This window comes from Mycolicibacterium sp. SMGY-1XX (assembly GCF_059132455.1).
On record NZ_CP101139.1, the window covers coordinates 6,693,835 to 6,714,414 of the forward strand.

General features: G+C 67.4%; 18 protein-coding genes. 10 read left to right on the forward strand and 8 right to left on the reverse strand.

What is annotated here, in order from left to right; genetic code table 11:
- Nucleotides 1-17: 17 nt before the first annotated feature.
- The 4 genes from NL241_RS31960 (at nucleotide 18) to NL241_RS31975 (ending at nucleotide 3,991) form a co-directional block, all read left to right on the forward strand.
- Nucleotides 18-1,634, forward strand: coding sequence for a sensor histidine kinase (locus NL241_RS31960; RefSeq protein ID WP_494396083.1), 1,617 nt, complete (start codon nucleotides 18-20; stop codon nucleotides 1,632-1,634).
- 88 nt (nucleotides 1,635-1,722) lie between these two features.
- A complete protein-coding gene (locus NL241_RS31965) occupies nucleotides 1,723-2,298 on the forward strand; it encodes a DedA family protein (RefSeq protein WP_494398427.1) in 576 nt (191 codons plus the stop codon).
- Between the two features lie 102 nt (nucleotides 2,299-2,400).
- On the forward strand, nucleotides 2,401-3,297 hold the full coding sequence (locus tag NL241_RS31970; protein ID WP_494396084.1) for an isocitrate lyase/PEP mutase family protein: 897 nt from the start codon (nucleotides 2,401-2,403) through the stop codon (nucleotides 3,295-3,297).
- Between the two features lie 4 nt (nucleotides 3,298-3,301).
- Complete coding sequence (locus tag NL241_RS31975) at nucleotides 3,302-3,991, forward strand: response regulator (RefSeq protein WP_494396085.1); 690 nt, start codon at nucleotides 3,302-3,304, stop codon at nucleotides 3,989-3,991.
- On the opposite strand, the gene NL241_RS31980 is transcribed toward NL241_RS31975, so the two are convergent.
- Nucleotides 3,988-4,767, reverse strand: a complete 780-nt coding sequence (locus NL241_RS31980) for a glutaminyl-peptide cyclotransferase (protein ID WP_494396086.1) — start codon at nucleotides 4,765-4,767, stop codon at nucleotides 3,988-3,990. The genes NL241_RS31975 and NL241_RS31980 overlap by 4 nt on opposite strands.
- Nucleotides 4,768-5,014: 247 nt before the next feature.
- On the opposite strand from NL241_RS31980, the gene NL241_RS31985 reads away from it, so the two are divergent.
- Nucleotides 5,015-5,179 (forward strand): long chain fatty acid-CoA synthetase Faa4p, encoded by a 165-nt coding sequence (locus NL241_RS31985; RefSeq protein ID WP_494398428.1) that lies wholly within the window; start codon nucleotides 5,015-5,017, stop codon nucleotides 5,177-5,179.
- Between the two features lie 6 nt (nucleotides 5,180-5,185).
- Here NL241_RS31985 and hrpA read toward each other — a convergent pair whose 3' ends face one another.
- Complete coding sequence (gene hrpA, locus NL241_RS31990) at nucleotides 5,186-9,097, reverse strand: ATP-dependent RNA helicase HrpA (RefSeq protein WP_494396087.1); 3,912 nt, start codon at nucleotides 9,095-9,097, stop codon at nucleotides 5,186-5,188.
- A gap of 29 nt (nucleotides 9,098-9,126) precedes the next feature.
- Nucleotides 9,127-9,339: a hypothetical protein gene (locus NL241_RS31995; protein WP_494396088.1), complete on the reverse strand. Its 213-nt coding sequence runs from the start codon at nucleotides 9,337-9,339 to the stop codon at nucleotides 9,127-9,129.
- A gap of 86 nt (nucleotides 9,340-9,425) precedes the next feature.
- On the opposite strand from NL241_RS31995, the gene NL241_RS32000 reads away from it, so the two are divergent.
- The 3 genes from NL241_RS32000 to NL241_RS32010 are packed head-to-tail and all read left to right on the forward strand — an operon-like array spanning nucleotide 9,426 to nucleotide 11,979.
- The gene (locus tag NL241_RS32000; RefSeq protein ID WP_487690372.1) at nucleotides 9,426-9,824 is read left to right on the forward strand and encodes a winged helix-turn-helix transcriptional regulator; all 399 of its coding nucleotides are present in this window, start codon (nucleotides 9,426-9,428) and stop codon (nucleotides 9,822-9,824) included.
- A 42-nt stretch (nucleotides 9,825-9,866) separates the two neighbouring features.
- The gene (locus tag NL241_RS32005; protein ID WP_494396089.1) at nucleotides 9,867-10,865 is read left to right on the forward strand and encodes a zinc-binding alcohol dehydrogenase family protein; all 999 of its coding nucleotides are present in this window, start codon (nucleotides 9,867-9,869) and stop codon (nucleotides 10,863-10,865) included.
- 43 nt (nucleotides 10,866-10,908) lie between these two features.
- Complete coding sequence (locus tag NL241_RS32010) at nucleotides 10,909-11,979, forward strand: M42 family metallopeptidase (RefSeq protein ID WP_494396090.1); 1,071 nt, start codon at nucleotides 10,909-10,911, stop codon at nucleotides 11,977-11,979.
- Here the strand turns inward: NL241_RS32010 and NL241_RS32015 are convergent.
- On the reverse strand, nucleotides 11,963-12,808 hold the full coding sequence (locus NL241_RS32015; protein ID WP_494396091.1) for a class I SAM-dependent methyltransferase: 846 nt from the start codon (nucleotides 12,806-12,808) through the stop codon (nucleotides 11,963-11,965). The two genes, NL241_RS32010 and NL241_RS32015, sit on opposite strands and share 17 nt — an antisense overlap.
- A 121-nt stretch (nucleotides 12,809-12,929) precedes the next feature.
- A complete protein-coding gene (locus tag NL241_RS32020; protein ID WP_487690616.1) occupies nucleotides 12,930-14,183 on the reverse strand; it encodes an MFS transporter in 1,254 nt (417 codons plus the stop codon).
- Between the two features lie 265 nt (nucleotides 14,184-14,448).
- Between NL241_RS32020 and NL241_RS32025 the strand changes: the two genes are divergently transcribed.
- Nucleotides 14,449-14,835 (forward strand): DUF2237 family protein, encoded by a 387-nt coding sequence (locus tag NL241_RS32025; RefSeq protein ID WP_494396092.1) that lies wholly within the window; start codon nucleotides 14,449-14,451, stop codon nucleotides 14,833-14,835.
- A gap of 47 nt (nucleotides 14,836-14,882) precedes the next feature.
- Here the strand turns inward: NL241_RS32025 and NL241_RS32030 are convergent, their stop codons facing one another.
- The 3 genes from NL241_RS32030 to NL241_RS32040 form a co-directional block, all read right to left on the reverse strand.
- Entirely contained in the window at nucleotides 14,883-16,949 is a 2,067-nt protein-coding gene (locus tag NL241_RS32030) for an HNH endonuclease signature motif containing protein (RefSeq protein ID WP_494396093.1), read from the reverse strand.
- Nucleotides 16,950-17,147: 198 nt separating this feature from the next.
- Nucleotides 17,148-18,479 (reverse strand): serine/threonine-protein kinase, encoded by a 1,332-nt coding sequence (locus NL241_RS32035; protein ID WP_487690358.1) that lies wholly within the window; start codon nucleotides 18,477-18,479, stop codon nucleotides 17,148-17,150.
- A 176-nt stretch (nucleotides 18,480-18,655) separates the two neighbouring features.
- Nucleotides 18,656-19,096, reverse strand: coding sequence for a MarR family winged helix-turn-helix transcriptional regulator (locus NL241_RS32040; protein ID WP_487690355.1), 441 nt, complete (start codon nucleotides 19,094-19,096; stop codon nucleotides 18,656-18,658).
- A 68-nt stretch (nucleotides 19,097-19,164) separates the two neighbouring features.
- On the opposite strand from NL241_RS32040, the gene NL241_RS32045 reads away from it, so the two are divergent.
- On the forward strand, nucleotides 19,165-20,412 hold the full coding sequence (locus NL241_RS32045) for a multidrug effflux MFS transporter (protein ID WP_494396094.1): 1,248 nt from the start codon (nucleotides 19,165-19,167) through the stop codon (nucleotides 20,410-20,412).
- Nucleotides 20,413-20,580: the final 168 nt, after the last annotated feature.

Sequence of the window (20,580 nt, forward strand, 5' to 3'; positions counted from 1 at the left end):
CGGAGGTGACCTCCCCGGTGGCGAGACCCACGCCCGTCCGGTGGCTCGCCAGACTGCCGTTGGCACGGCAGCTCCTGGTGCTGCAGTTCGTGCTCATCCTCGCGGTCCTCGGCGTCGTCGTGGCGATCACATATGCCCAGTCCACCACCGACTTCCAGCGCTCGACCGGCAACCGTCTGCTCGGCCTGGCCGAGACATTCGCCACCGATCAGCTGGTGCGTTCTGCGCTACGCGGCGACTTGCCGCTCAGCTCGATTCCACCGGCCGCGGCACGGGTCCAGTCGGTGTCAGGTGTCGACTTCGTGGTGGTGGTCGACCGCGACGGCGAAGTGCTGGCCAGCCAGGATCCGAGCCATCTCGGCCAGCCGTGGTCGTTCGCCAGCGGCGACGTGCTGTCCGGGCGGGCGTGGGTGGGTTCGGCCACCCTGCCGGACGGCCGGCTGTCGATGCAAGCGCACGTCCCGGTACTCGACCCCGACAACCGCGGCCGGTTGGGGTACGTGGTGATCGGCAGCTATTCGCGCAGTGTCGTCGAACGTCTGGAGGGTGCGGTTCCCGACCTGTTGATCTACCTCGGGGTGGCCTCGGCACTCGGATTGCTCGGGTCGGTGCTGCTGGCAAACCGCATCAAACGGCAGACGTTCGGCCTGGAACCTCGCGATATCGCCGGCCTGGTCGAGCACCGCGAGGCGTTGTTGTACGGGATCAAGGAAGGGGTTCTGGGCCTGGACCTCGAGCACCGCATCACCATCGTCAACGCCGAGGCCATCGAACTGCTCGAGCTGCCCGACGACGCCGTAGGCCAGCGACTCGCGAAGCTCAGCCTCAGTCCGGAGGTGGTCGAGGCGCTGACCGACAAACGCCGAACCACCGACCGGATCCTGGACACAGAAGCCCGGCACCTCATCCTGAACCGCATGCCCGTGACCACCAGGGGGCGGGTCATCGGCGCTGTCGTCACGTTGCGTGACCGCACGGAGCTGTGGGGACTGCAACAGGAACTCGACGTCACCCGGCACACCGCCGACGCCTTACGTGCCCAGACCCACGAGTTCTCCAACCGGCTGCACACCATCGCGGGCCTGCTGAAGCTCGGCCACGTCGAACGCGCCCAGCGTTACGTCACCGAGGTCCAGACCGGGCACAACAAGTTCCTGAAAGCAGTGACATCGCGCATCGACGACGCAACCCTGGCGGCGCTCGTCATCGCCAAAGGCAGTCTGGCTTCCGAGCGTGGGGTCGAGTTCACCGTCGACCAGGCCTCCGACGTCGGCGCGCTGACCCTCGACCTGGCCGCCGACCTGGAAACTGTGCTCGGCAACTTCGTGGACAACGCACTGGAAGCCTGCGTGGGAACGCCGAGTCCGAGCATCAACCTGCTCCTCGTCGACCGCGGCGACTGCATCTGGATCGAGGTGCGCGACAACGGTCCCGGTGTCGACGACACCGTGATGAGCTCGATCTTCGAACGCGGCGTAAGCACCAAGTCCACCGACCGCACCCGCGGTATCGGCCTGGCGCTGGCCCGCAACGTGTGTGAGCGACGCGGAGGCCACGTCGCTGTGCACAATGACGACGGCGCGGTGTTCACCGCCGAGATCCCCACAGGTCACGGCGCCCGCTCCGGCACCTGACTAGCATGGGTGGCCCGTCAGAAAGGGTTGCTCGTTGCCAACAGACACCGCCGAACTCGGTGGCCTCGCCGGCTGGGCGGTGAATCTGATGGAACGCATCGGAGGCCCGGGAGCCGGGCTGGCCATCTTCATCGAAAACCTGTTTCCTCCGGTGCCGAGCGAAGTGGTCCTCCCGATGGCGGGGTTCGCCGCGCGGCTGGGTCAACTCTCGCTGACCGAGGCGATCGTCTGGACCACGCTCGGATCGGTGCTCGGGGCTTGGGTCCTCTACGGCCTCGGAGCGTGGTTGGGTCATGAACGCCTGCGCACGCTTGCGGCGAAGATCCCCCTGATCGACGTCGAAGACATCGACAAGACCACGGCGTGGTTCGCCCGCCACGGCACCAAAGCGGTGTTCTTCGGCAGGATGGTTCCACTGTTCCGGAGTTTCATCTCGTTGCCTGCCGGCACCGAGCGAATGAACTTCGCGCTCTTCACGCTTCTCACGCTCCTGGGCAGCGTCACGTGGAACAGCGTGTTCATCGGCGCCGGATATCTACTGGGTGCCAACTGGCACGCGATCGAGCCCTACACCGCAGCACTGCAATACGTTGTGCTCGCCGCGGTCGTCGGCTTCGTGATCTGGTTCGTCGTCACGCGGGTCCGTCGCCGACACGCCAACTAGGAGCGTCTCGACCACAAAGAGCACAACGACAAATGTCAGCTCAAGATTGACCACACTTCGGTCGGCAAGTGACCTTGATCTCACCAGTAACGAAGGAGATCGATGAACGCCCGCCAGAAACTCAAGCAGCTGCTGCAGTCCCCCGACATCACCCAGGTGCCTTCCGTCTTCGACGGCATCTCGGCTCGCCTGGCTCAGGCCACCGGTTTCCAGGCCGTCAGCGTGACGGGCAACGGGGTGGCCGCCAGCCTGCTCGGGCGGCCCGACGTCGGCCTGGTGTCACTGACGGAGAGCTCCCAGGTGGCGCGCAATATCGCTGGCGCGGTGGAAATTCCGGTGATCTTCGACGCGGACACCGGTTACGGGACCGCACTCAATGTCACGCGCGCCGTACAGGAGTTCGAGAACTCCGGCGTCGCGGCCATCAAGCTCGAGGACCAGGTGACACCGAAACGCTGTGGCGTGCTGGATGTTCCGATTCCCGTGGTCACCGAGCGTGAGTACCTCGGCAAGATCGAGGCCGCCCTCTGGGCGCGTAAGGACCCCGACTTCCTCATCATCGCCCGCACCGATGCCGCCAACACCCTCGGTGTCGAGGCAGCCGCCAAGCGCGCCAAGCGCGCCATCGAAGCCGGCGCGGACTCGGCGCTGGTGATCGGGGTGCGGGAACGCGAGGACATCGAGACCGTGATGTCGATCATCGACACCCCGTTGCTCACCCTGGTCGAGGAAAAAGGGCCGATGTCCACCTTGCACATCTCCGAGATCGAGAAGTTGGGATTCTCGCTGGCGCTGTACCCCGGGCCCATCCGGTTCTCGATGGCCGCCGCCGCCAAGAGAGCGCTGGAGACCCTGCGGGACGAAGGGCAGGCCACCAGCGTCCGGCCTCAGATGCTGGCCCCGGACGACTGGTACGCCTTGTTCGACATCGAGTCCTACTTCGACATCGAAAAACGCTTCGTGCGCGGGTCGGGCGAAGCCCAACAGCCCGTATCGTAAGCGAATGCGGCCGGGAGAGACGGCTGACCTCGCGGTCCTGGTAGTCGACGACGACTTCATGGTGGCGGGTATCCACGCGGAACTCGTCGAGGAGGTCGACGGCTTCCGGGTCGCGGGCACCGCGGTCAATGGGCAGCAGGCATTGGACATGGTGACGTCATTGACGCCGGACCTGTTGCTGCTGGACGTCCACCTGCCAGACATGAGTGGTATCGATGTGCTCCGACGCCTGCGTGAGCGTGGGGATGACGTCGATGCCATCGTGGTCACCGCCGAGCGCGACGCCGAGTACGTGAAGGCGGCGTTGCGCGGCGGTGCCGCGCAGTACCTGATCAAGCCGTTCGATCTCGACGAGCTCAAGGCGCGCATCCTGCGCTATGCGCGGGTCCGGCTCACGGCTGGCAAGGCAGACCAGAACGCGGTGGACGCCGCCTTCTCCGTGTCACCGCAACCCCGCACGGTGAGTGCGACTGCGCCCCTGCCCCCTAAGGGATTGAGCAACGAGAGCCTCGACCTGGTGCGGGCCGCGCTGGCCGGCGGCGAGGAGCTGTCGGCCACGACGTGTGCGGAGGCCACCGGGATGGCCCGGCCGACGGTCCGGCGCTACCTCGAGTACCTGGTGGAGGTACGGGAAGCCAAGGTCCGGCTCAAGTACGGCGGCGGCCGCCCGGAACGGCTGTACCGGGTCGGCTAGGCCCCTGGGATGCGCACCCGGAACATCGCCGGCCAGTTCTTGCCCGTCAGCAGGAACTCCTCACCGTCGATGTGGGCGATGCCGCTGAACACCTGGGCAGGCGAGCGCTCACCGAAATGCCACAGCCCCGAGGTATCGACGATCATCGTGATCGCCCCGGTCGCCGGGTCGATACGCGCCACCTCGTCGGTGGGCCAGAGGCTGGCCCAGACGTGGCCGTTGACACATTCCAACTCGTTGAGCCCGGTGACCGGCACGCCATCGCGGGTGACGGTCACGGCGCCGGTCTCGGCGAAGCTCCCCAGCTCGCGGAACTGCAACCGGCCGGTGCCGTCGCTCATGATGAAACGGCCGCCGTCACGGCACAATCCCCAGCCTTCGCCCGCCACCGGGATCTCGCGCAGCGGGGTCAACGTGGCCTTGTCCCACACGATCGCCACACCGTCCTGATAGGTGAGCTGCCAGATGGTGTCGTCGACGAGCGTGATGCCCTCGGCGAAGTAGTCGCCGGGCAGCGGGACCGCGCGGCGCACCACTCCGGTGCCGGGGTCCACCTCACGCAGTTCGGAGCGGCCGATCAGTCCGGTGGCCTCGTACAGTGTGTCGCCCTCGATCTCGAAGGCCTCGGTGTAGGCACCCGGGTCGTGCGGGATCTCGGCCAGCACCACCGGTTGCACCACCGGGATGGGGATCGGCTCGGCCCGCGCCACCGGCGTGACACCGGCCAGAAGTGCCGCAGCGGCAACGAGAAAGGCGGAAGCGCGTCGCAAGGCCATGACCGCAGTTGTACCCGTTGCGCGTCGCGTACCGCACGTTCACGCACAGTTCACGGCGAGTACCTGCGCCGATTAGGTGCTGACGACGAAACGCACTAATCTTTGCTGCGGTCTTGCGACGACAGTCGAAGCGCTCCCAGAAAGAAAACTCATGCCCATTCAGCCCACGCTCGCGCATGCGTCCGGTCTCCGCAGACGACGTGTTGCCCCGCGCGCCAGCTTCACCACCGTCGGACAGTGTTTCGACATCGAGGTCAGCCGCGACGCGTCCGGATGGGTGATCCGGGTGCCCGAGATCGACGCCGTGACCTATGCCCGCCGCCGGGCCGCGGTATCGGCAGCCGCACGCGAATGCATCGCCGCGCACACCGGCATCCCGATCGGCTACATCGCCGTCATCGTCCGGGACTGATTTCACTCAGGTGATCGCGTCGATCGCCCGGTAGATCCGTTTCTCACTGACCGGCATTGCCGTCCCCAGCTGCTGGGCCCACAGGCTGACCCGCAGCTCCTCGATCATCACGGCGATGTCCCGCACGTCTTCGGCGGCGGCGCGTACCGGCGAAAGCGCCTGCCGCAGTTCGTCGTAAGCGTCCTGCACCGCGTGAACGCGCTGCATCCGCTCCCGGTCCGCCGCGGGCGCCTGCGGCAGCCGTTCCAGGCGCCGGACGATGGCGATCAGGTACCGCGTCAGATGATTCAGCTTGGCCGCGCCCGTCCGCGCGACGAATCCCCGTGGCATCAACTCGTTCAGCTGGGCCCGGATATCGGCGACGGCCTCGGCCTGCGCCGCCGTCGGGCGCTCGGGCAGGGCGATCTGCGCGTCGTGGGCCGCGACGAGTACCTTCTGCACGCGCTTCACGATGTCGAGCGTGGTGGGCACCAAGGAGGCGGCCACCCGGTCTCGCGCTGCCGTGAAATCGGCTTTGCTCCAGACCGGTGCAGGTGTGATGACGGCGACGGCGGCGTCAGCACAATCGTCGATGAGCGCCGCCAGCGACCCGTCCGGGTTCGACCCCAGAGTCAGCCGTGCCCGCGGATCCAGGGCCCGTTCGACGTTTTTCGACGGCGACGGGACCGTCAGCCGCAACAGGCGACGGGTGCCCGGTCCCATGGCGGCCTGCTGCTCGGCCTGGGTGGCGAACACCCGCAGATCGACGGTGGCACCGTTGTCGACGAGCGCGGGGTAGCCGCGCACGGTATGCGCGCCGCCGCTGCGGGACACGCTGCGCGGGATCTCGTCGAGATCAGCCGGCCACGCGCGCAGGCCCGTTCGCTCCAATTCTCCTGCCACGGCCTTGGCCACGGCTTGGCGCACCGGGGCCGCCAACTGGGTCTGCAGCGCGTCCAGATCTTTTCCACGTGCCACCTCGGTGCCGTCGGCGCTCTCCACCGCGAACGTCACCCGAAGATGCGGCGGCAGCTTCTCGAGGTCGAAGGCGTCGATCGGCACCAGGATTCCACTGCGTCGCTTGAGTTCTCGCTGCAGACTCTCCAGCAGGGCGCCCTCGTCCGGGGACAGGTCGGCCAGTACCGCGCGGGCGGTGTCCGGTGCGGGTACGAAATTGCGGCGCAGTTCCTTGGGCAGGGAGCGGATCAACGACGTCACCAGTTCTTCACGTAGAGCCGGTACCTGCCAGGCGAATTCGTGGCCACCGAGATTGGCCAACACCTCGACGGGCACGTGGACGGTGACGCCGTCGTCGGCGGCCCCCGGCTCGAATCGGTACGTCAGCGGAAGCGAGACCTCGCCGGACCGCCAGGTGTCCGGGCGGTCGCCCGCGTCGTCGTCGCTGCGCAGCAGTTCCTCACGCCTGAAGGTCAGCAGCTCGGGGGTCTTGTGTCGTTGCTTCTTCCACCACGCATCGAAATGCCTTGCCGATACCGCGGACTCGGGAATTCGCGCGTCGTACAGCGCGTAGATCTCGTCATCGCCCACCACGAGATCCCGTCGCCGGGCCCGCTCCTCGATCTCCGCCAACTCCTCCAGAAGCCGGGTGTTGTCACGGAAGAAATGGTGCCGGGTCTGCCAATCGCCTTCGACGAGCGCGTGCCGGATGAACAGTTCCCGGGCCAGCACCGGATCCACCTCGGCGTAACCCACCCGACGGCGCGGAACCAGCGGCAGTCCGAACAACGTCACCCGCTCGAAGGCCATCACGGCACCGCGTTTGGCGTCCCAGTGCGGCTCACTGTAGGTGCGCTGGACCAGGTGCGACGCGATCCGCTCGAGGGCCTCCGGCTCGATCCGCGCGGCGGTGCGGCCGTACAGCCGGCTGGTCTCCACCAGTTCGGCGACCACCACCCACCGCGGGGGCCGTTTGGTCAGCACCGAACCCGGGGCCAGGACGAAGCGGGTGTTGCGTGCTCCCAGGAAGTCTCGCGTCTCCCCCTCGCGTACACCGATGTGTGACAGCAGACCCGCGGCCAGGGCCCGGTGCACGGTGGCCGCATCGGCGGGTTCGTCGGACTCGGGGGCTTCGCGGATACCCAGGTCGCGGGCGATGCTGCGCAGCTGCCCGGTGAGGTCCTGCCATTCGCGGATCCGCAGGTAGTGCAGGAACTCCTCACGGCACATCCGCCGGAACGAACTGCCGGAGCGCTCTTTTCGCTGCTCCGACAGATATCGCCACAGGTTCAGATAGGACATGAAGTCGGAGTGCTCGTCGGCGAACCTGGCGTGTTTCTGCCGGGCCGCCTCCTCGTGCTCGGCCGGGCGCTCGCGGGGGTCCGGTATCGACAACGCCGCCGCCAGCACAAGAACCTCGCGTACACAGCCTTCGTCGTGCGCGGCCAGGATCATCCGGCCGATGCGGGGATCCAGCGGTAGCTGAGCGAGCCTGCGCCCCACCTCGGTCAAGGTGCTCTGCCCGTCGAAGGCGCCGAGTTCCTGGAGCACTTGCACACCGTCGCGGATGCTGCGGTTGTCCGGAGGGTCCAGGAACGGGAATGCCTCGATCTCGCCGAGCTGCAGGGCGGCCATCTGCAAGATGACGGCAGCGAGGTTGGTGCGCAGGATCTCCGGGTCGGTGTAACGCGGCCGGCTCTGGAAATCCTCCTCCGAATACAGCCGGATGCACACACCGGGCGCGGTACGGCCCGACCGTCCGGAGCGTTGCGCGGCCGACGCCTGCGAGATCGGCTCGATGGGCAGCCGCTGCACTTTGGTGCGCCGGCTGTAGCGCGAGATGCGGGCGGTGCCGGGGTCGACGACGTACCGGATGCCCGGCACGGTCAGTGACGTCTCGGCGACGTTGGTGGCCAGCACGATGCGCCTGCCGGCGTGCGGTTGGAACACCTTCTGCTGCTCGGCGGTGGGCAGCCGGGCGTACAACGGCAACACCTCGGTGGTGTGCCGGTTGAAACCCGGTGCACCGCGCAGCGCTTCGGCGGTGTCGCGGATCTCGCGCTCGCCGGACAGGAACACCAGGACATCACCGGGGGGCTCGGACTCGAGTTCGGCCACCGCGTCGACGATCGCCTCGGTTTGATCGCGCATCACGGTGCGCACCAGATCATGGTCGGGATCGTCGGGGTCGTCGTCGGTCTCCGGCGCTACGCCCACCTCGAGCGGCCGGTACCGGATCTCGACGGGGTAGGTGCGGCCGGACACCTCGACGATGGGTGCGTCACCGAAGTGGGCGGCGAATCGGCCGGGCTCGATGGTCGCCGAGGTGACGATCACTTTGAGGTCGGGGCGGCGGGGCAACAGCTCGCGCAGATAGCCCAGCAGGAAGTCGATGTTGAGGCTGCGTTCGTGCGCCTCGTCGAGGATCAGGGTGTCGTAACGCAGTAGGCGACGATCACGCTGGATCTCGGCGAGCAGGATGCCGTCGGTCATCAGCTTGATCAGGGTGCGGTCGCTGGCCTGGTCGGTGAACCGGACGGTGTAGCCCACCGTCTCCCCCAGTGGGCTGCCGAGTTCGTCGGCGATACGTTGGGCGACCGTGCGCGCGGCAAGCCGGCGCGGCTGGGTGTGTCCGATGGTGCCCCGGATCCCGCGGCCCAGCTCGAGGCAGATCTTGGGCAGCTGCGTGGTCTTGCCGGAACCGGTCTCCCCGGCTACCACCACTACCTGGTTGTCGCTGATCGCTGCGGCGATATCGCGACGCAGGTCACTGACGGGCAGGTCCGGGTAGGTGATCTGCGGGACGGCCGCCAGCCGGGTCGCCACCAGGGCTTCCGCCGCGGCGATCTGCTGCGCGATCGGTTCGAGCTTGGCCGGGTCATCACCCCGGAGGCTGCGCAGCCGGCGGCGCAGGAGCGCCTCGTCCCGGAAGGTCAGTGCCTCCAGCCGCTGATAGAGCTCGTTGCGGGACTTCTCGGACACTCCGGCAAGGATAGGCGGGCGTGCCGGGGTTACGGCAACTGGACGGCCGGCGGGCTCGCCGGCACCGGTTCGGCGCGCTTGCGGGACGTGATCAGCCACGCGGCGCCGGCCACCGCGGTGACGAGCAGTGTCGGCCACAGCAGGATCTGTGCCAGCCAGACGCGGCGCTGGATGCGCACGACCCGCCGCTCTGTCCGCGCGGCGGTGCTGACGATTGACTTGGCTTTGGTGATTGCCGACATGCCTGTCTGTGCCCCGCCAGGGCCGGGCGGAAACTTACCCACTTCCGTTCGGGAAGCATCCCGGCTGACGAGCCGTTGGCACTGCCATGAGCACCTGTCCCACGGGCCAGCACGACCACCATGACGTGTACGCCGAAGCCTGCCCCTGTCGGGCGTTACTGGATCTGCTGGCCAACAAGTGGTCGGCGTTGATCATCGGGTTGCTCGAGGACGGCCCGCAGCGGTTCACTCACCTGCAGGCCGGCCTGCCAGGGGTGGGGCCCAAGATGCTCACCCAGACATTGCGCCGCCTGGAGAACGCAGGGCTGCTCACCCGTACCGTCTACGCCGAGGTGCCGCCACGCGTCGAGTACCACCTCACCGAACTCGGTATCAGCGTCAGCGACCCGCTGGCACGCCTGCGGCAGTGGGTGGAAGACCACATCGACCACGTGCCAGCTCGCGTCGACGCGCTGACCGGCGAACCTTCCCTACAGGGAAGTTAGTGCCCTTGCAGGGAACCGCGGTAGCGGGCCTACCATCGCACCATGTCCTCAATGAAAGCCATCGGTTCCTTCGCCGGCTCCTCAGTCGACGACCCAAATGTCCTGCAAGACATCGACATCGACATCCCTGAGCTTCGGCCCCACGACATCCTGGTCCGCGTCGAGGCGGTGTCGGTCAACCCTGTCGACGTCAAACGACGCAAGTCCCTCGATTCTTCGGACACACCGGTCATCCTGGGTTTTGACGCGGCCGGGGTGGTCGAAGCCGTCGGCCCCGAGGTCAGCACGTACGCCGTCGGCGACGAGGTCTGGTACGCCGGGGACATCAGCAGGCCGGGCAGCAACGCGCAATTCCAGGCCGTCGACGAGCGCATTGTCGGGCGCAAGCCGAAGTCGTTGTCCTTCAAGGATTCTGCGGCCTTGCCGCTGACGGCCATCACGGCGTGGGAGGCTCTGTTCGAACGGTTCCGGCTGACGAAGGAGTCCACCGGTGACCTGTTGGTGCTGGGCGCCGCCGGCGGCGTGGGCTCGATCATGATCCAGCTCGCCAAGGCGCTGACCAGTGTCCGGGTGATCGGCACCGCCAGCCGGGATGACTCACGGGACTGGGCCCGGCAGATGGGCGCCGACGTCGTGATCGATCACCGTGATCTCGAGGCTCAGGCCTTGGACGTGGCACCCGATGGCGTCAGCTATCTGTTCTCCCCGCACAGCGCCGGCAACATCGAGACCTATGCGAAGATCGTCCGGCCGTTCGGCGAGATCACCGCGATCGACGAGCCGCCGGGCCTGGATCTGGTGTCCCTCAAGCAGAAGAGCATCGCCTGGCACTGGGAGCTCATGTTCACCCGGTCGCTCTACGGCTATGACCTGAGCTACCAGCAGGACCTGCTCAATTCTGTGGCTGAGTTGGTGGACGCCGGCACGGTGCGTAGCACGGTGACCGCGGCCATCGACGACTTCAGTGCCGAGGGTATCCGCGAAGCGCATCGCCAGGTCGAGTCCGGTCGCATGGTCGGCAAAGTCGTCATCCATCGGTGAGTTCGTTGGTGAGCAGTCAGCGTGCCGTGGGTACCCGCGTCATGTGACCGACCTGAACCGCGAGCTGTTGCAGGAGTTGCTGTGGGCGTACGGACCCTGCGGCCAAGAAGATGCCGTGCGCGACATCTGCCGCCGCGAACTCGAGAAGCTGGTCGACGACCTGTGGGTGGATGACGCCGGAAACCTGGTGGGCCTGATCCGCGGCGATCGCGGTCCGGTGCACCACCCTGGCGTGCGCGTGATGGCTCACCTCGACGAGCTGTCGACGATCGTGAAGCGGGTGGACCCGGACGGCACGCTGCACCTGTCCGCGCTGGGGTCCATATACCCCGGCAACTTCGGGCTCGGCCCGGTGGCGGTGCTCGGCGACAAGCAGACGCTGGTCGGTGTGCTCACCGTCGGCTCGGAGCACACCACCGCGGAAAGCCAGCGGATCTGGGAGACCAAACCCGGCCAGGGTGACAAGGCGCTGGCCCTGACCAATGTCTACGTGTTCACCGCCTGTTCCCCAGATGACCTGGCGGACGCCGGTATCGGGCCGGGCACCCGCGTGTGCATCGAGCGCAGTAAGCGGACGCTGACCGATATCAACGGCTATCTGGGTTCGTATTTCCTGGACGACCGCGCTCCGGTGGCGGCGCTGCTGCACACCGCGCGGTTGTTCGCCGAACGTGGAGTCCGGCCGGCGCAGGACAGCTATCTGGTGTTCACCACCAATGAGGAGATCGGCGGCGTCGGCGCGGCGTACGCAAACCGCACGCTGCCCGGCGACCTGACTCTCGCCCTGGAGGTCGGTCCCACCGAAATCGAGTACGCCACAACCGTTCACGGCGGACCCATCGTCGGTTACGGCGACGCGCAGTGCGTGTACGACAAAGACGTCGCGGACCGGTTGATGAACATCGCCGACGGACTCGGTTTCTCCCCCCAAGCGGCGGTGCTGGGTGCGTTCGAATCCGATGCCTCTCATGCCAAGTCGACAGGACTGACACCACGTGCGGGGCTCCTGTGTGTACCGACCCTGAGTACGCACGGTTACGAAGTGATCGCCCCCGAAGCGATTCCGCAGGTGGCCGCCGTGGTGGCCGACTTCCTGCTCAATCCAACGGCTTGACCGCCTGCAGGGTGTAGGTCAACGGCATCCGGTCGCGATCGCGCGCCAGGACGAATTCGCCCGGGAAATCCGGGCTTTCGACCATGACGTCGCTCTGCCCGTCGAAATCCAGTGGATTCCACGGCACTTCACGATGCTCCTCGAGATGGGTCACCGTCAGGCCGGCTTCGGTGAGTGCCGTGAAGATCTCTCCGAGGCCGTGGTTGAACGACATCGCCCGCGGCTGGGTAACCGTCGCAGTACCGGCGTAACTGGTGTCCTCCTCGAAGATCACACCGTCGGCCTCGAAGTACGGGTACTCGATCACCAGCAACCCGTCCGGGCGGGGCTCGCACATCGACCACAGCACGGGGTGGCCCTCCCGCATGAAGAAGCGCCCGCCCGGTTCCAGCAGCGTCGCCACCACGTGGGCCCAAGGTTTGATGTGCGGAAGCCAGCAGATGGCACCGATTCCGGTGTAGACGAGATCGAAACGGGTTCCGAGCGCGGTCACGGCGTCGTACAGATCGGCCTCGACGAATCGGCAGTTCACTCCAGCACGCGCAGCCAGTTCCGTCGCCGCCCGCACCGCGGATCCGGAGAAGTCGAGACCGGTCACCGAGTTCGCACCCAGCCGCGCCAATGACACTGTGTCGGTTCCGATGTGGCACTGCAGATGTGCGACGTTCAGCCCGTCGAGCCGCCCCAACCTCGGTGCGTCGTAGCGCACCACATCGGACAGGTGGTCGGGATCCTCGAAGGCCGCCAGGTCGTAGCCGTCGGCCGCGGTGTGCACCGGCACCCGCGACTCCCAGTTGGCGTGATTGAGCGCCCGCCAGTCTTCGTCCACCGGGCGATGGTAGCCCCGGAGCTCCACTGCACCAAAGGAATTTCTTTTCAGGTTCGGGCGACGCCTTGGAAATCCCTCCGGCGAGTCGTCCCACTTTTCCTGGCAGCCCAGCGCCGACGGCTCAGCGCAACTCCGCGCCCTTGGTCTCCGGCAGTAGCCACGTCACCACCAGACTGACGGCGACGAGCACGGCCATCATCACGCCGATCACGTCGGGACCGAACAGGTCCACCAGCGGCCCAGCGACGATTGGGGGCACCGCGCCACCGACGATGCCGCCCAGGTTGAACGCCAGACCGGCACCGCTGTACCGGTACCTCGTTGCGAAGATCTCGGGCAGGAACGCCGCCATCGGTCCGCTGGCGATGCCGAGGATGGCGTAGGTGCCGACGATGGCCACGCCGAACAACACCGGAGAGTCGGTGTCCATCAAGGGCATCACTGCGAACGACCACGGCACCGCGAGGGCGAACCCGCTCAGGATCATCCGCCGTCGGCCTACCCGGTCGCACAACCCGGCTGAGATCGCCGTGCACACCAGCATGGCCACCCCACCGAGCACCCCTACCGACAGCACGAGCTCGCGCGGATGCGCCAGGATCGTGGTGGCGTAACCCATCAGATAGGTGCCGCCCATGAAGCTGAACGTGAAGATGCCGATCATGCACCCCGAGGCCAGCAGGGTGTGACGCAACTGTGCACCGAAGAGTTCCGACAGCGGCGCCTGCGCCGGACCGTGCACCTGGGCGGAGAAAACCGGTGTCTCATCGATGCTCACGCGGATGTACAGGGCGATCACCAGCAGGACCGCGCTGAACAGGAACGGCAGCCGCCATCCCCAGTCCATGAAGGTCGGGCTCTTCTCCCCGACCGTCAGGTTCACAACCAGGAACACCGCGTTGCCCAACACCAGGCCGGCGCCCACACCCAATTGGGTGAACATGCCGTAGCGGCCGCGTTGGTCGCGCGGTGCGTACTCCGCACTGAGCAAGGCCGAACCGGCCCACTCGCCACCGACTGCGAAACCCTGCAAGAGCCGCAGGGCCAGCAGGAGCAGCGGCGCGGCCATGCCGATGGTGTCGGCGCTGGGCACCAGGCCCACCGCGACCGTGGAGAACCCCATGATCAGCAGCGTGGCGACCAGAGTTCGCTTGCGCCCCAGCCGATCCCCGAAGTGACCGAACACCGCGGCACCCACCGGCCGGGACAGGAAGGCGACCGCGAACGTCGACAGTGAGGCCACTGTCGCCACTGTCGGACTCAGATTGGGGAAGAAGACCGACGGGAACACCAGCGCCGCGGCAGTGCCGTAGATGAAGAAGTCGTAGTACTCGATGGCCGTGCCCACGAAGCTCGCAGATGCGACGCGGCGCAAGCGGAGTTTCGTCGGCGTTGCTGTGAGGGTCACCGACGAAGATTAGGTGACCCCGGTTCCGATTGCGCGCGCAGCGGCAGAACGACCCCGCCGATCCTCACATCGCCTGCTGCAGCGCACCGACGAGAACGACGAGCCGGAGCCGTCGTAGGGGACTCGGCAACGGCAGCCAACGGCCATTCAGCCCGGTGTTCCCAGCGACGTAAATCTGGCGGTTCTACCATCGCCCTGGTCTGCCCACCCCGGCCGCGGTCATACTTGTGGGATGCCGGAGCGCAATGTCCTCGGAGGCCCACTGGAGCCGTGCGGCACCGATCCGGTCACCGGGTTCTACCGGGATGGCTGCTGTTCCACCGGTGAGGAGGACGCGGGCCGACACATTATCTGTGGTGTGGTCACCGCTGAATTCCTCGCCCACCAGCGCTCCATCGGCAATGACCTGTCGACGCCGATGCCGCAGTACCGGTTTCCCGGGCTGGTGCCGGGTGACCGCTGGTGTGTCACCGCCGCGAATTGGTTGCGTGCGCACCGTGACGGCCAGGCATGCCCGGTGGTGTTGGCGGGCACCCACGAACGCACACTCGAGTTGATCAGCCTGGACGAGTTGCGGCAGTACGCCGTGGACGTTCCCGACGATCTGGAAGGTCTCTGAGCTCCCGGTCAATCCGGGACAGCGGCGCCACCGGTGCGGCGACTCCTCTAGAACGGTGATTTTCGTGGGGGTTTCCCCAACGCGCGTTGCAGGGCGTTGTGTTCGCGTTCGGCGTTGATGTGTTGTTGGCGGTCTTGGTCGCGGGTGCGTTTGCGGGTGGGCATGGTGATACCCGGGTGCGCTGTGCGGTGTCTTGTGGGTGTCGGGGGTGGCAGGGCGGCGGTGGTGGAATCCCAGTCGGGGAACAGCAGTCTGCTCGTCGGTTGCGTGATGTAGGTGTGGCCGGTGGGTGCGGTCCAGCGGACGTCGCCGTTGGGCAATTGCTCGTCACACCAGCCGTCACCAAAGGTCTTCGCGAGGTGATGTTCTCGACACAGCACCTTCCCATTGGAGGGATGGGTGGGTCCGCCGTCGCCGTGCGGGACGGTGTGGTCGATGTCGGCGTATTCGGTTTTGCGGGTGCAGCCCGGGAACCGACATCGCATATCGCGGCATTGGATGAACTCGCGGGCCTTGCCGGTGAACTTGTAACCGCGGGCAGGTGCCGCGGGCGGGATCGGGAGAGCGGTGACGGTGGCGCCGTCGCGGAGCATGGCGGCGAGTTGGTCGAGTGGGATGAGGGTGCCACCGAGGGTGACTGCAGGGCGCGGCCGTCGTGGTGGGGTGTGCGCGGCCGGTGTCTGCGGCAGATCCTGGGTCCAGACCTGCTCGGAGGCAGCGTCGTTCACCCGGTCGTCTGCGTCGGGGGTGGCTGCGGTGGTTCCGCCGCCGGTGTCGGGGGTGGTGGGTCCGGGTGGGGGTGGCGGGGCACTGCCGGTGCCCCACGGCGGCTCGCCCTCGTCCCCGTCGTCAGCGTCGGGGTCGTCGGTACCGGTGTCGCCGACGGCGCCGTCGGACTCGTCCGTCTCATTGATGCGGTCAGCGCCCTCGTCGATGTCGTCGCCTGTTTCGTCGCCGGCGCCGTCTGTCTTGTCAGGTGCTTCCAGCGCGGGTGGGGTGGGGTGCGCCCAGGGTGGCTCCTCCCCGTCGTCGTCACGGGGTGAGGTGGTCCACCAGTGCGACCAGTCGACGCCACCGTCATCGGCGGCCGGTTCGTCGGGCTGCCCAGCCTCTGGCTCCGGCTTGGGTTCGGGTTCGGTTGTGGGGGTGTTGTTTTCCCACGGTGGCGGTTGGGGTGGGGTGGGGATGCGGGCGGCTTCGGCCGCGGCGGCCTCGCGGGCCAGCACCTCGTAGTCGATGGTGGGTGGGGCCGCGGTGGCATCGGTGGACTGGGCTTGGCGCAGGGCGTCGATCTGGGCCAGCACATGTTCGAGGGCGCCTTGTTCGGCCAGCACATGAATCACCGCCGACGGCACCGCCGAAGGCAGACTGGCTGCCTCGCAAGTGCGGTCACCGCACTGACAGGCCAGCCGGTCGTGACGGGCGTAGACCGCCCCTTGCGCCGCCGCGCGGAGCTCGCCTTTGCTGCGGGGATCGTTGCTGCACACGGTGGCGGCCAGTGCATCCAGCACCCGCATCCCCAACTCCGCATCAGCTGCCGAGATCCGCCCATACAGCGACGCGGTGCCGGTAGCGTCATCGCGTTTACCGAACCCCACATCACAGCCTTGGGCAGCCTCACGGTAGCGGCGCACCGCATCGGGATCGTGTTCTTCGATGATCGCATCCACGGCCAGCACCAAGTCATCATCGGAGAGCAGGGTGTAGCCGCCCGCCCGGGCGGCGAGCTCGGCATCGACGGTGGCCTGCACCGACGGCAGCAGCAGCTCGGTGCGGTAGATCAGGGTTTCAGCGACCCGGGTGTTGATCACCCCCGCCGCCAAGAGTGCCGCGACCTTCGGGCACCGGGCCAGCCCTTCGGCCAGGCGCATCTGGGTGGAGGCCCGCCGTGCGCTCAGCCGCATCACCGGGCCCACCTGATCCCGCACGGCGTTCCATTCGTCGTAGGCCCAGGTTTTCTCCTCGGCGGCGGCGTGGTCTTTGTGGTGGGCCAGCAGGCGGGCGATCATCGTCCATTTGTGCGCGACCATGGTGGCCTCAGCCCGGTGGAAAGCGCCGATGGCATCGACCATCGCCGCGGGGGACAAATCCCCGCAAGTGGTCGGATCAATCACGCCTTCGAACATACATTCGAGACTACCCACGCCCACCGACAAGACATGCGCCACAAGGCAATCCACCACGACAAGCGCCTACTTATCCACAGTCAACGCTTCATCCACAACCCCCACGCACGGGGCTTGACACGGGACGGCAGGTTGCGCTCGCACATCGGAAGTGGGGAGGAAGCGGGTAGTGAGACTATGCCTGAATCAGGCCGGGCCGCTGATATTTCCGCGGCGCACGTCGTCCCGGCACTCGATGCGGCTCTTGCCGGTCTGCTGCACGCACAGCTGCACCTGTTGTTCGATGCCGGGCGGGTAGACCTCATCGGACGGGCCGGGGGTGACGGTGGGGCTGGGCAGGGTGCCCTCGTACAGCGACCACACCGCTTGATTGGCCGCGGGCAGATGCGCGCAGTACGCCTGCGCCCCGGTGGTGCTCTCGCCCGCCGCGCCCAGCGGTTCGCAGTCCGCGCCGATGATCACCACCGGCAGATGCGGCACCGCGGTCGGTTGGGCGCCGGTAGCCGGCTCGTCCGGTTTGCGGACTTCGAGCACCACGATGGTGGCCACCAGCGCGGCGATCAACACCACCGCCGCAATGCCCCCGACCCACAACATGTTTCGCCGCGGCGAGCCACCCCGGGCCTTACCCGGGCCTGACGGGAACGCCAACTGGGTGGCGTCCGAGTCGTCGTCGGGCACACCGAGCTGCTGTTCCAATGCCCTGGCGAACTGCCGGCAGCTGGCGAACCGCTCCCGGGGTGTCTTGGCGAGCGCACGCGCGAACACCGGACTGAGCGCCGCGAGCTCGGGTCTGCGCTCGCCGATATCGGGCGGCTCGGAGCTGATGTGCTGACTGATCACCACCGCCTGATTCCCGTGCTGGAATAGCGGTTTACCGGTGAGCAGCTGAAAAGCCGTGGCCGCCAACGCATACTGGTCGGCGCGGCCGTCGACGTCGCCGCCCATCAACTGCTCGGGCGCCGCGTATGCCACCGTTCCCACCGCCACGTCGGTGGCGGTCAGCTTGCTGGTGTCATCAGCCCAGCGCGCAATACCGAAGTCGCCGAGGTAGATTCGCGGTTCGTCCGAGTCGACGTCGGTGATCAGGATGTTGGCCGGTTTGATGTCGCGGTGCAGCAGCTGGCGCTGGTGCGCGTAATCGAGCGCATCGGCGATGCCGCGGACGATCCGGATGACGAGCTCGACCGGCATACCGTCGGGGTACCGGTCGGCCAGCAGCTTGCCGGCGTCGGTGCCGTCGATGTAGTCCATGGCGATCCACAGCTGGCCGTCGGCCTCGCCACGGTCGTGCACGCTGACGATGTTGGGGTGCGAGAGCCCGGCAACGATGTCGGCCTCGCGGATGAAGCGCTGACGGTATTCCTGGTCCTCGATCACGGTTCCGCGGAGGATCTTGAGCGCGTCCCGACGGGGCAACCGGGGATGCTGACCCAGGTACACCTCACCCATACCGCCGACACCCAGCGTGCCGACGATCTCGTAGCCGGCGAACACCTGGCCCGCCTCTAGCGCCATGACGGTCCGTCGCTGCCGGTGGGACGGTGGACGCAGCGCACGGCGGATCTCACCGATGATGTCGATCTCAGCGCCGCCACCTCCTCCCGCTGCCTACCTGTTGACTTCGGCGGAGTCGAGTAAACCCTGCGGCTTGTCGCGGTGCACAGTGAACCCCACCCTCGGCGCGCGGTCGATCACCGGCGCCGGGCCGCCACCAGTCCGCCCTCCAGCCGCTGGAGCAGCCGTTTCGCCGAAGCGATGTCTCGGTGATCAGCACCGAGGCCGACGTCGAGGGCATGCGCCCACTCGCGTCGCACCAGCTCCAGATTGCGCGCCGCCCGCGGGGTCGGGAACAGGTTGACTCCCCGCCCGTCGTTGGGGTCGACGCGGCGCTCGACGAATCCACGCGACTCCAGATCGCGCAGGGCCGTGCTCAGGTTGCTGCGCCGCAGGCCGGTCGCGTCGGCGACCGCGCTGGGCGTGGTGCCGGGGTGGGTGTCGATGTAGCGCATGACGTTGGCCTCCGAAGCGTTCAGGCTCACCGCCTCGGGGTCGTCGTATCCGCGGAACCGGATCTCCCGCGCGACGCTGAGGATCAGCTGGGCCAGTTCGGCCAGTTCGTCGCCGTCGGTCATGCCGCGATCGTACGACAGGATAGTTATGATTGTATAGTTATCAATAAATAACTACTTTGAAGACTTCCATGACTGATATCGACGTGGCCGGCGCACGCCACGCGGGGGTGACCACGCCGGACCGGGGCATCACCACCTCTCTTCTCCTGGCGCTGGCGCTGCTGTCGGCGGTCGCCCCGGTGGCCACCGACCTGTATCTGCCGGCGTTTCCGGAAATGGCCGGAGTACTCGAGGCCAGCGCGTCAGCGGTGCAGCTGACATTGATGGCGTTCCTGCTCGGCATCACCCTCGGCCAGCTGGTTTTCGGCCCGCTGTCGGACCGACTGGGCCGGCTTCGGCCACTACTGGCCGGCACCCTGCTGTGTGTCGGTGCCAGCGCGGTGGCTGCGTCGGCGCCCACCATCGAGGTCCTCACCGGCGCTCGCTTCGCGCAGGGCTTCACCGGGGCCGCCGGCATGGTGATCGGCCGGGCCATCGTGTCCGACCTCGCCAGCGGTAAGGCAGCGGCGCGGGCCTTCAGCTTGATGATGATCGTCGGCGGGGTGGCACCCGTCATCGCCCCGTTCGCCGGCAGTCTGCTGGTGGGCCAGATCGGCTGGCGCGGCATCCTGTGGGTGGTGTGCGCCGTGGTGGTGCTCATGTTCGTGGTCACCGCCGCCGTGGTGCGCGAGTCGCACCCCAAGGAGCGACGGCAGGAGTTGCGCGCGGCCACCACCGGGCCGACGGCCCGACGCGCGCTGCTCACCCGGACCTACGCCGGCCACACGGTGGCGTTCGCCTTCGGCTTCGCGGTGATGATGGCCTACATCTCCGCCTCGCCCTTCGTGTTCCAGACCATGATGGGAATGACGCCGGTTCAGTACGGGCTGACCTTCGGGGTCAACGCGCTGGGAATCAGCGTGATGAGCGCCCTGTCGGCCCGGTTGTCGCAGCGTTTTGCGGTACGCACCCTCCTCGGCGTCGGACTGCTGACCGCTTCGGCCGCCGCCTTGGTGTTGCTTGCGCTGGTCCTCACCGGGGCGCCCGTCTGGACACTGGCGATACCGATCTTCGTTGCCGTGGCCAGCCAGGGTCTGATCCTGGGCAATGCCACCGCACTGGCGCTGGCCGCCGTCCCGCACCAGGCGGGGACCGGATCCGCGGTGCTGGGCGCCCTGCAGTTCGGCATCGGCGCCCTAGTGGCGCCACTGGTGGGCCTGGGCGGCGAACACACCGCGTTGCCCTTGGCGCTGGTGATGGTGGGGTGCGCCGCCGTGGCCGTCACCGGGTTCGTCACCGCGGCGCCCCGCCCGGAAAGCTCTCCCACCTCGGACTAACCGCGAGGCCGCGCCGCCGACAGGATTGGTCCGTAGGGTGGTTTCTCATGTCGGGGATGTGCCCAGTGTCGCCGTGGGCGGTTTTATCTGCGCCTGGGGTTGGCAATACCCCCTAGAACGCCCGCGGCCGACGCCAACGCATCGACGCGGCTTCACGAGCCTTCTACT

Bases quoted from the DNA above. Each gene is read 5' to 3' on its own strand.
- NL241_RS31965 (WP_494398427.1), top strand. From the start codon at position 1,723: ATGGAACGCATCGGAGGCCCGGGAGCCGGGCTGGCCATCTTCATCGAA.
- NL241_RS31970 (WP_494396084.1), top strand. From the start codon at position 2,401: ATGAACGCCCGCCAGAAACTCAAGCAGCTGCTGCAGTCCCCCGACATC.
- NL241_RS31975 (WP_494396085.1), top strand. From the start codon at position 3,302: ATGCGGCCGGGAGAGACGGCTGACCTCGCGGTCCTGGTAGTCGACGAC.
- NL241_RS31980 (WP_494396086.1), bottom strand. From the start codon at position 4,767: ATGGCCTTGCGACGCGCTTCCGCCTTTCTCGTTGCCGCTGCGGCACTT.
- NL241_RS31995 (WP_494396088.1), bottom strand. From the start codon at position 9,339: ATGTCGGCAATCACCAAAGCCAAGTCAATCGTCAGCACCGCCGCGCGG.
- NL241_RS32000 (WP_487690372.1), top strand. From the start codon at position 9,426: ATGAGCACCTGTCCCACGGGCCAGCACGACCACCATGACGTGTACGCC.
- NL241_RS32005 (WP_494396089.1), top strand. From the start codon at position 9,867: ATGTCCTCAATGAAAGCCATCGGTTCCTTCGCCGGCTCCTCAGTCGAC.
- NL241_RS32025 (WP_494396092.1), top strand. From the start codon at position 14,449: ATGCCGGAGCGCAATGTCCTCGGAGGCCCACTGGAGCCGTGCGGCACC.
- NL241_RS32035 (WP_487690358.1), bottom strand. From the start codon at position 18,479: ATGGCGCTAGAGGCGGGCCAGGTGTTCGCCGGCTACGAGATCGTCGGC.
- NL241_RS32040 (WP_487690355.1), bottom strand. From the start codon at position 19,096: ATGACCGACGGCGACGAACTGGCCGAACTGGCCCAGCTGATCCTCAGC.
- NL241_RS32045 (WP_494396094.1), top strand. From the start codon at position 19,165: ATGACTGATATCGACGTGGCCGGCGCACGCCACGCGGGGGTGACCACG.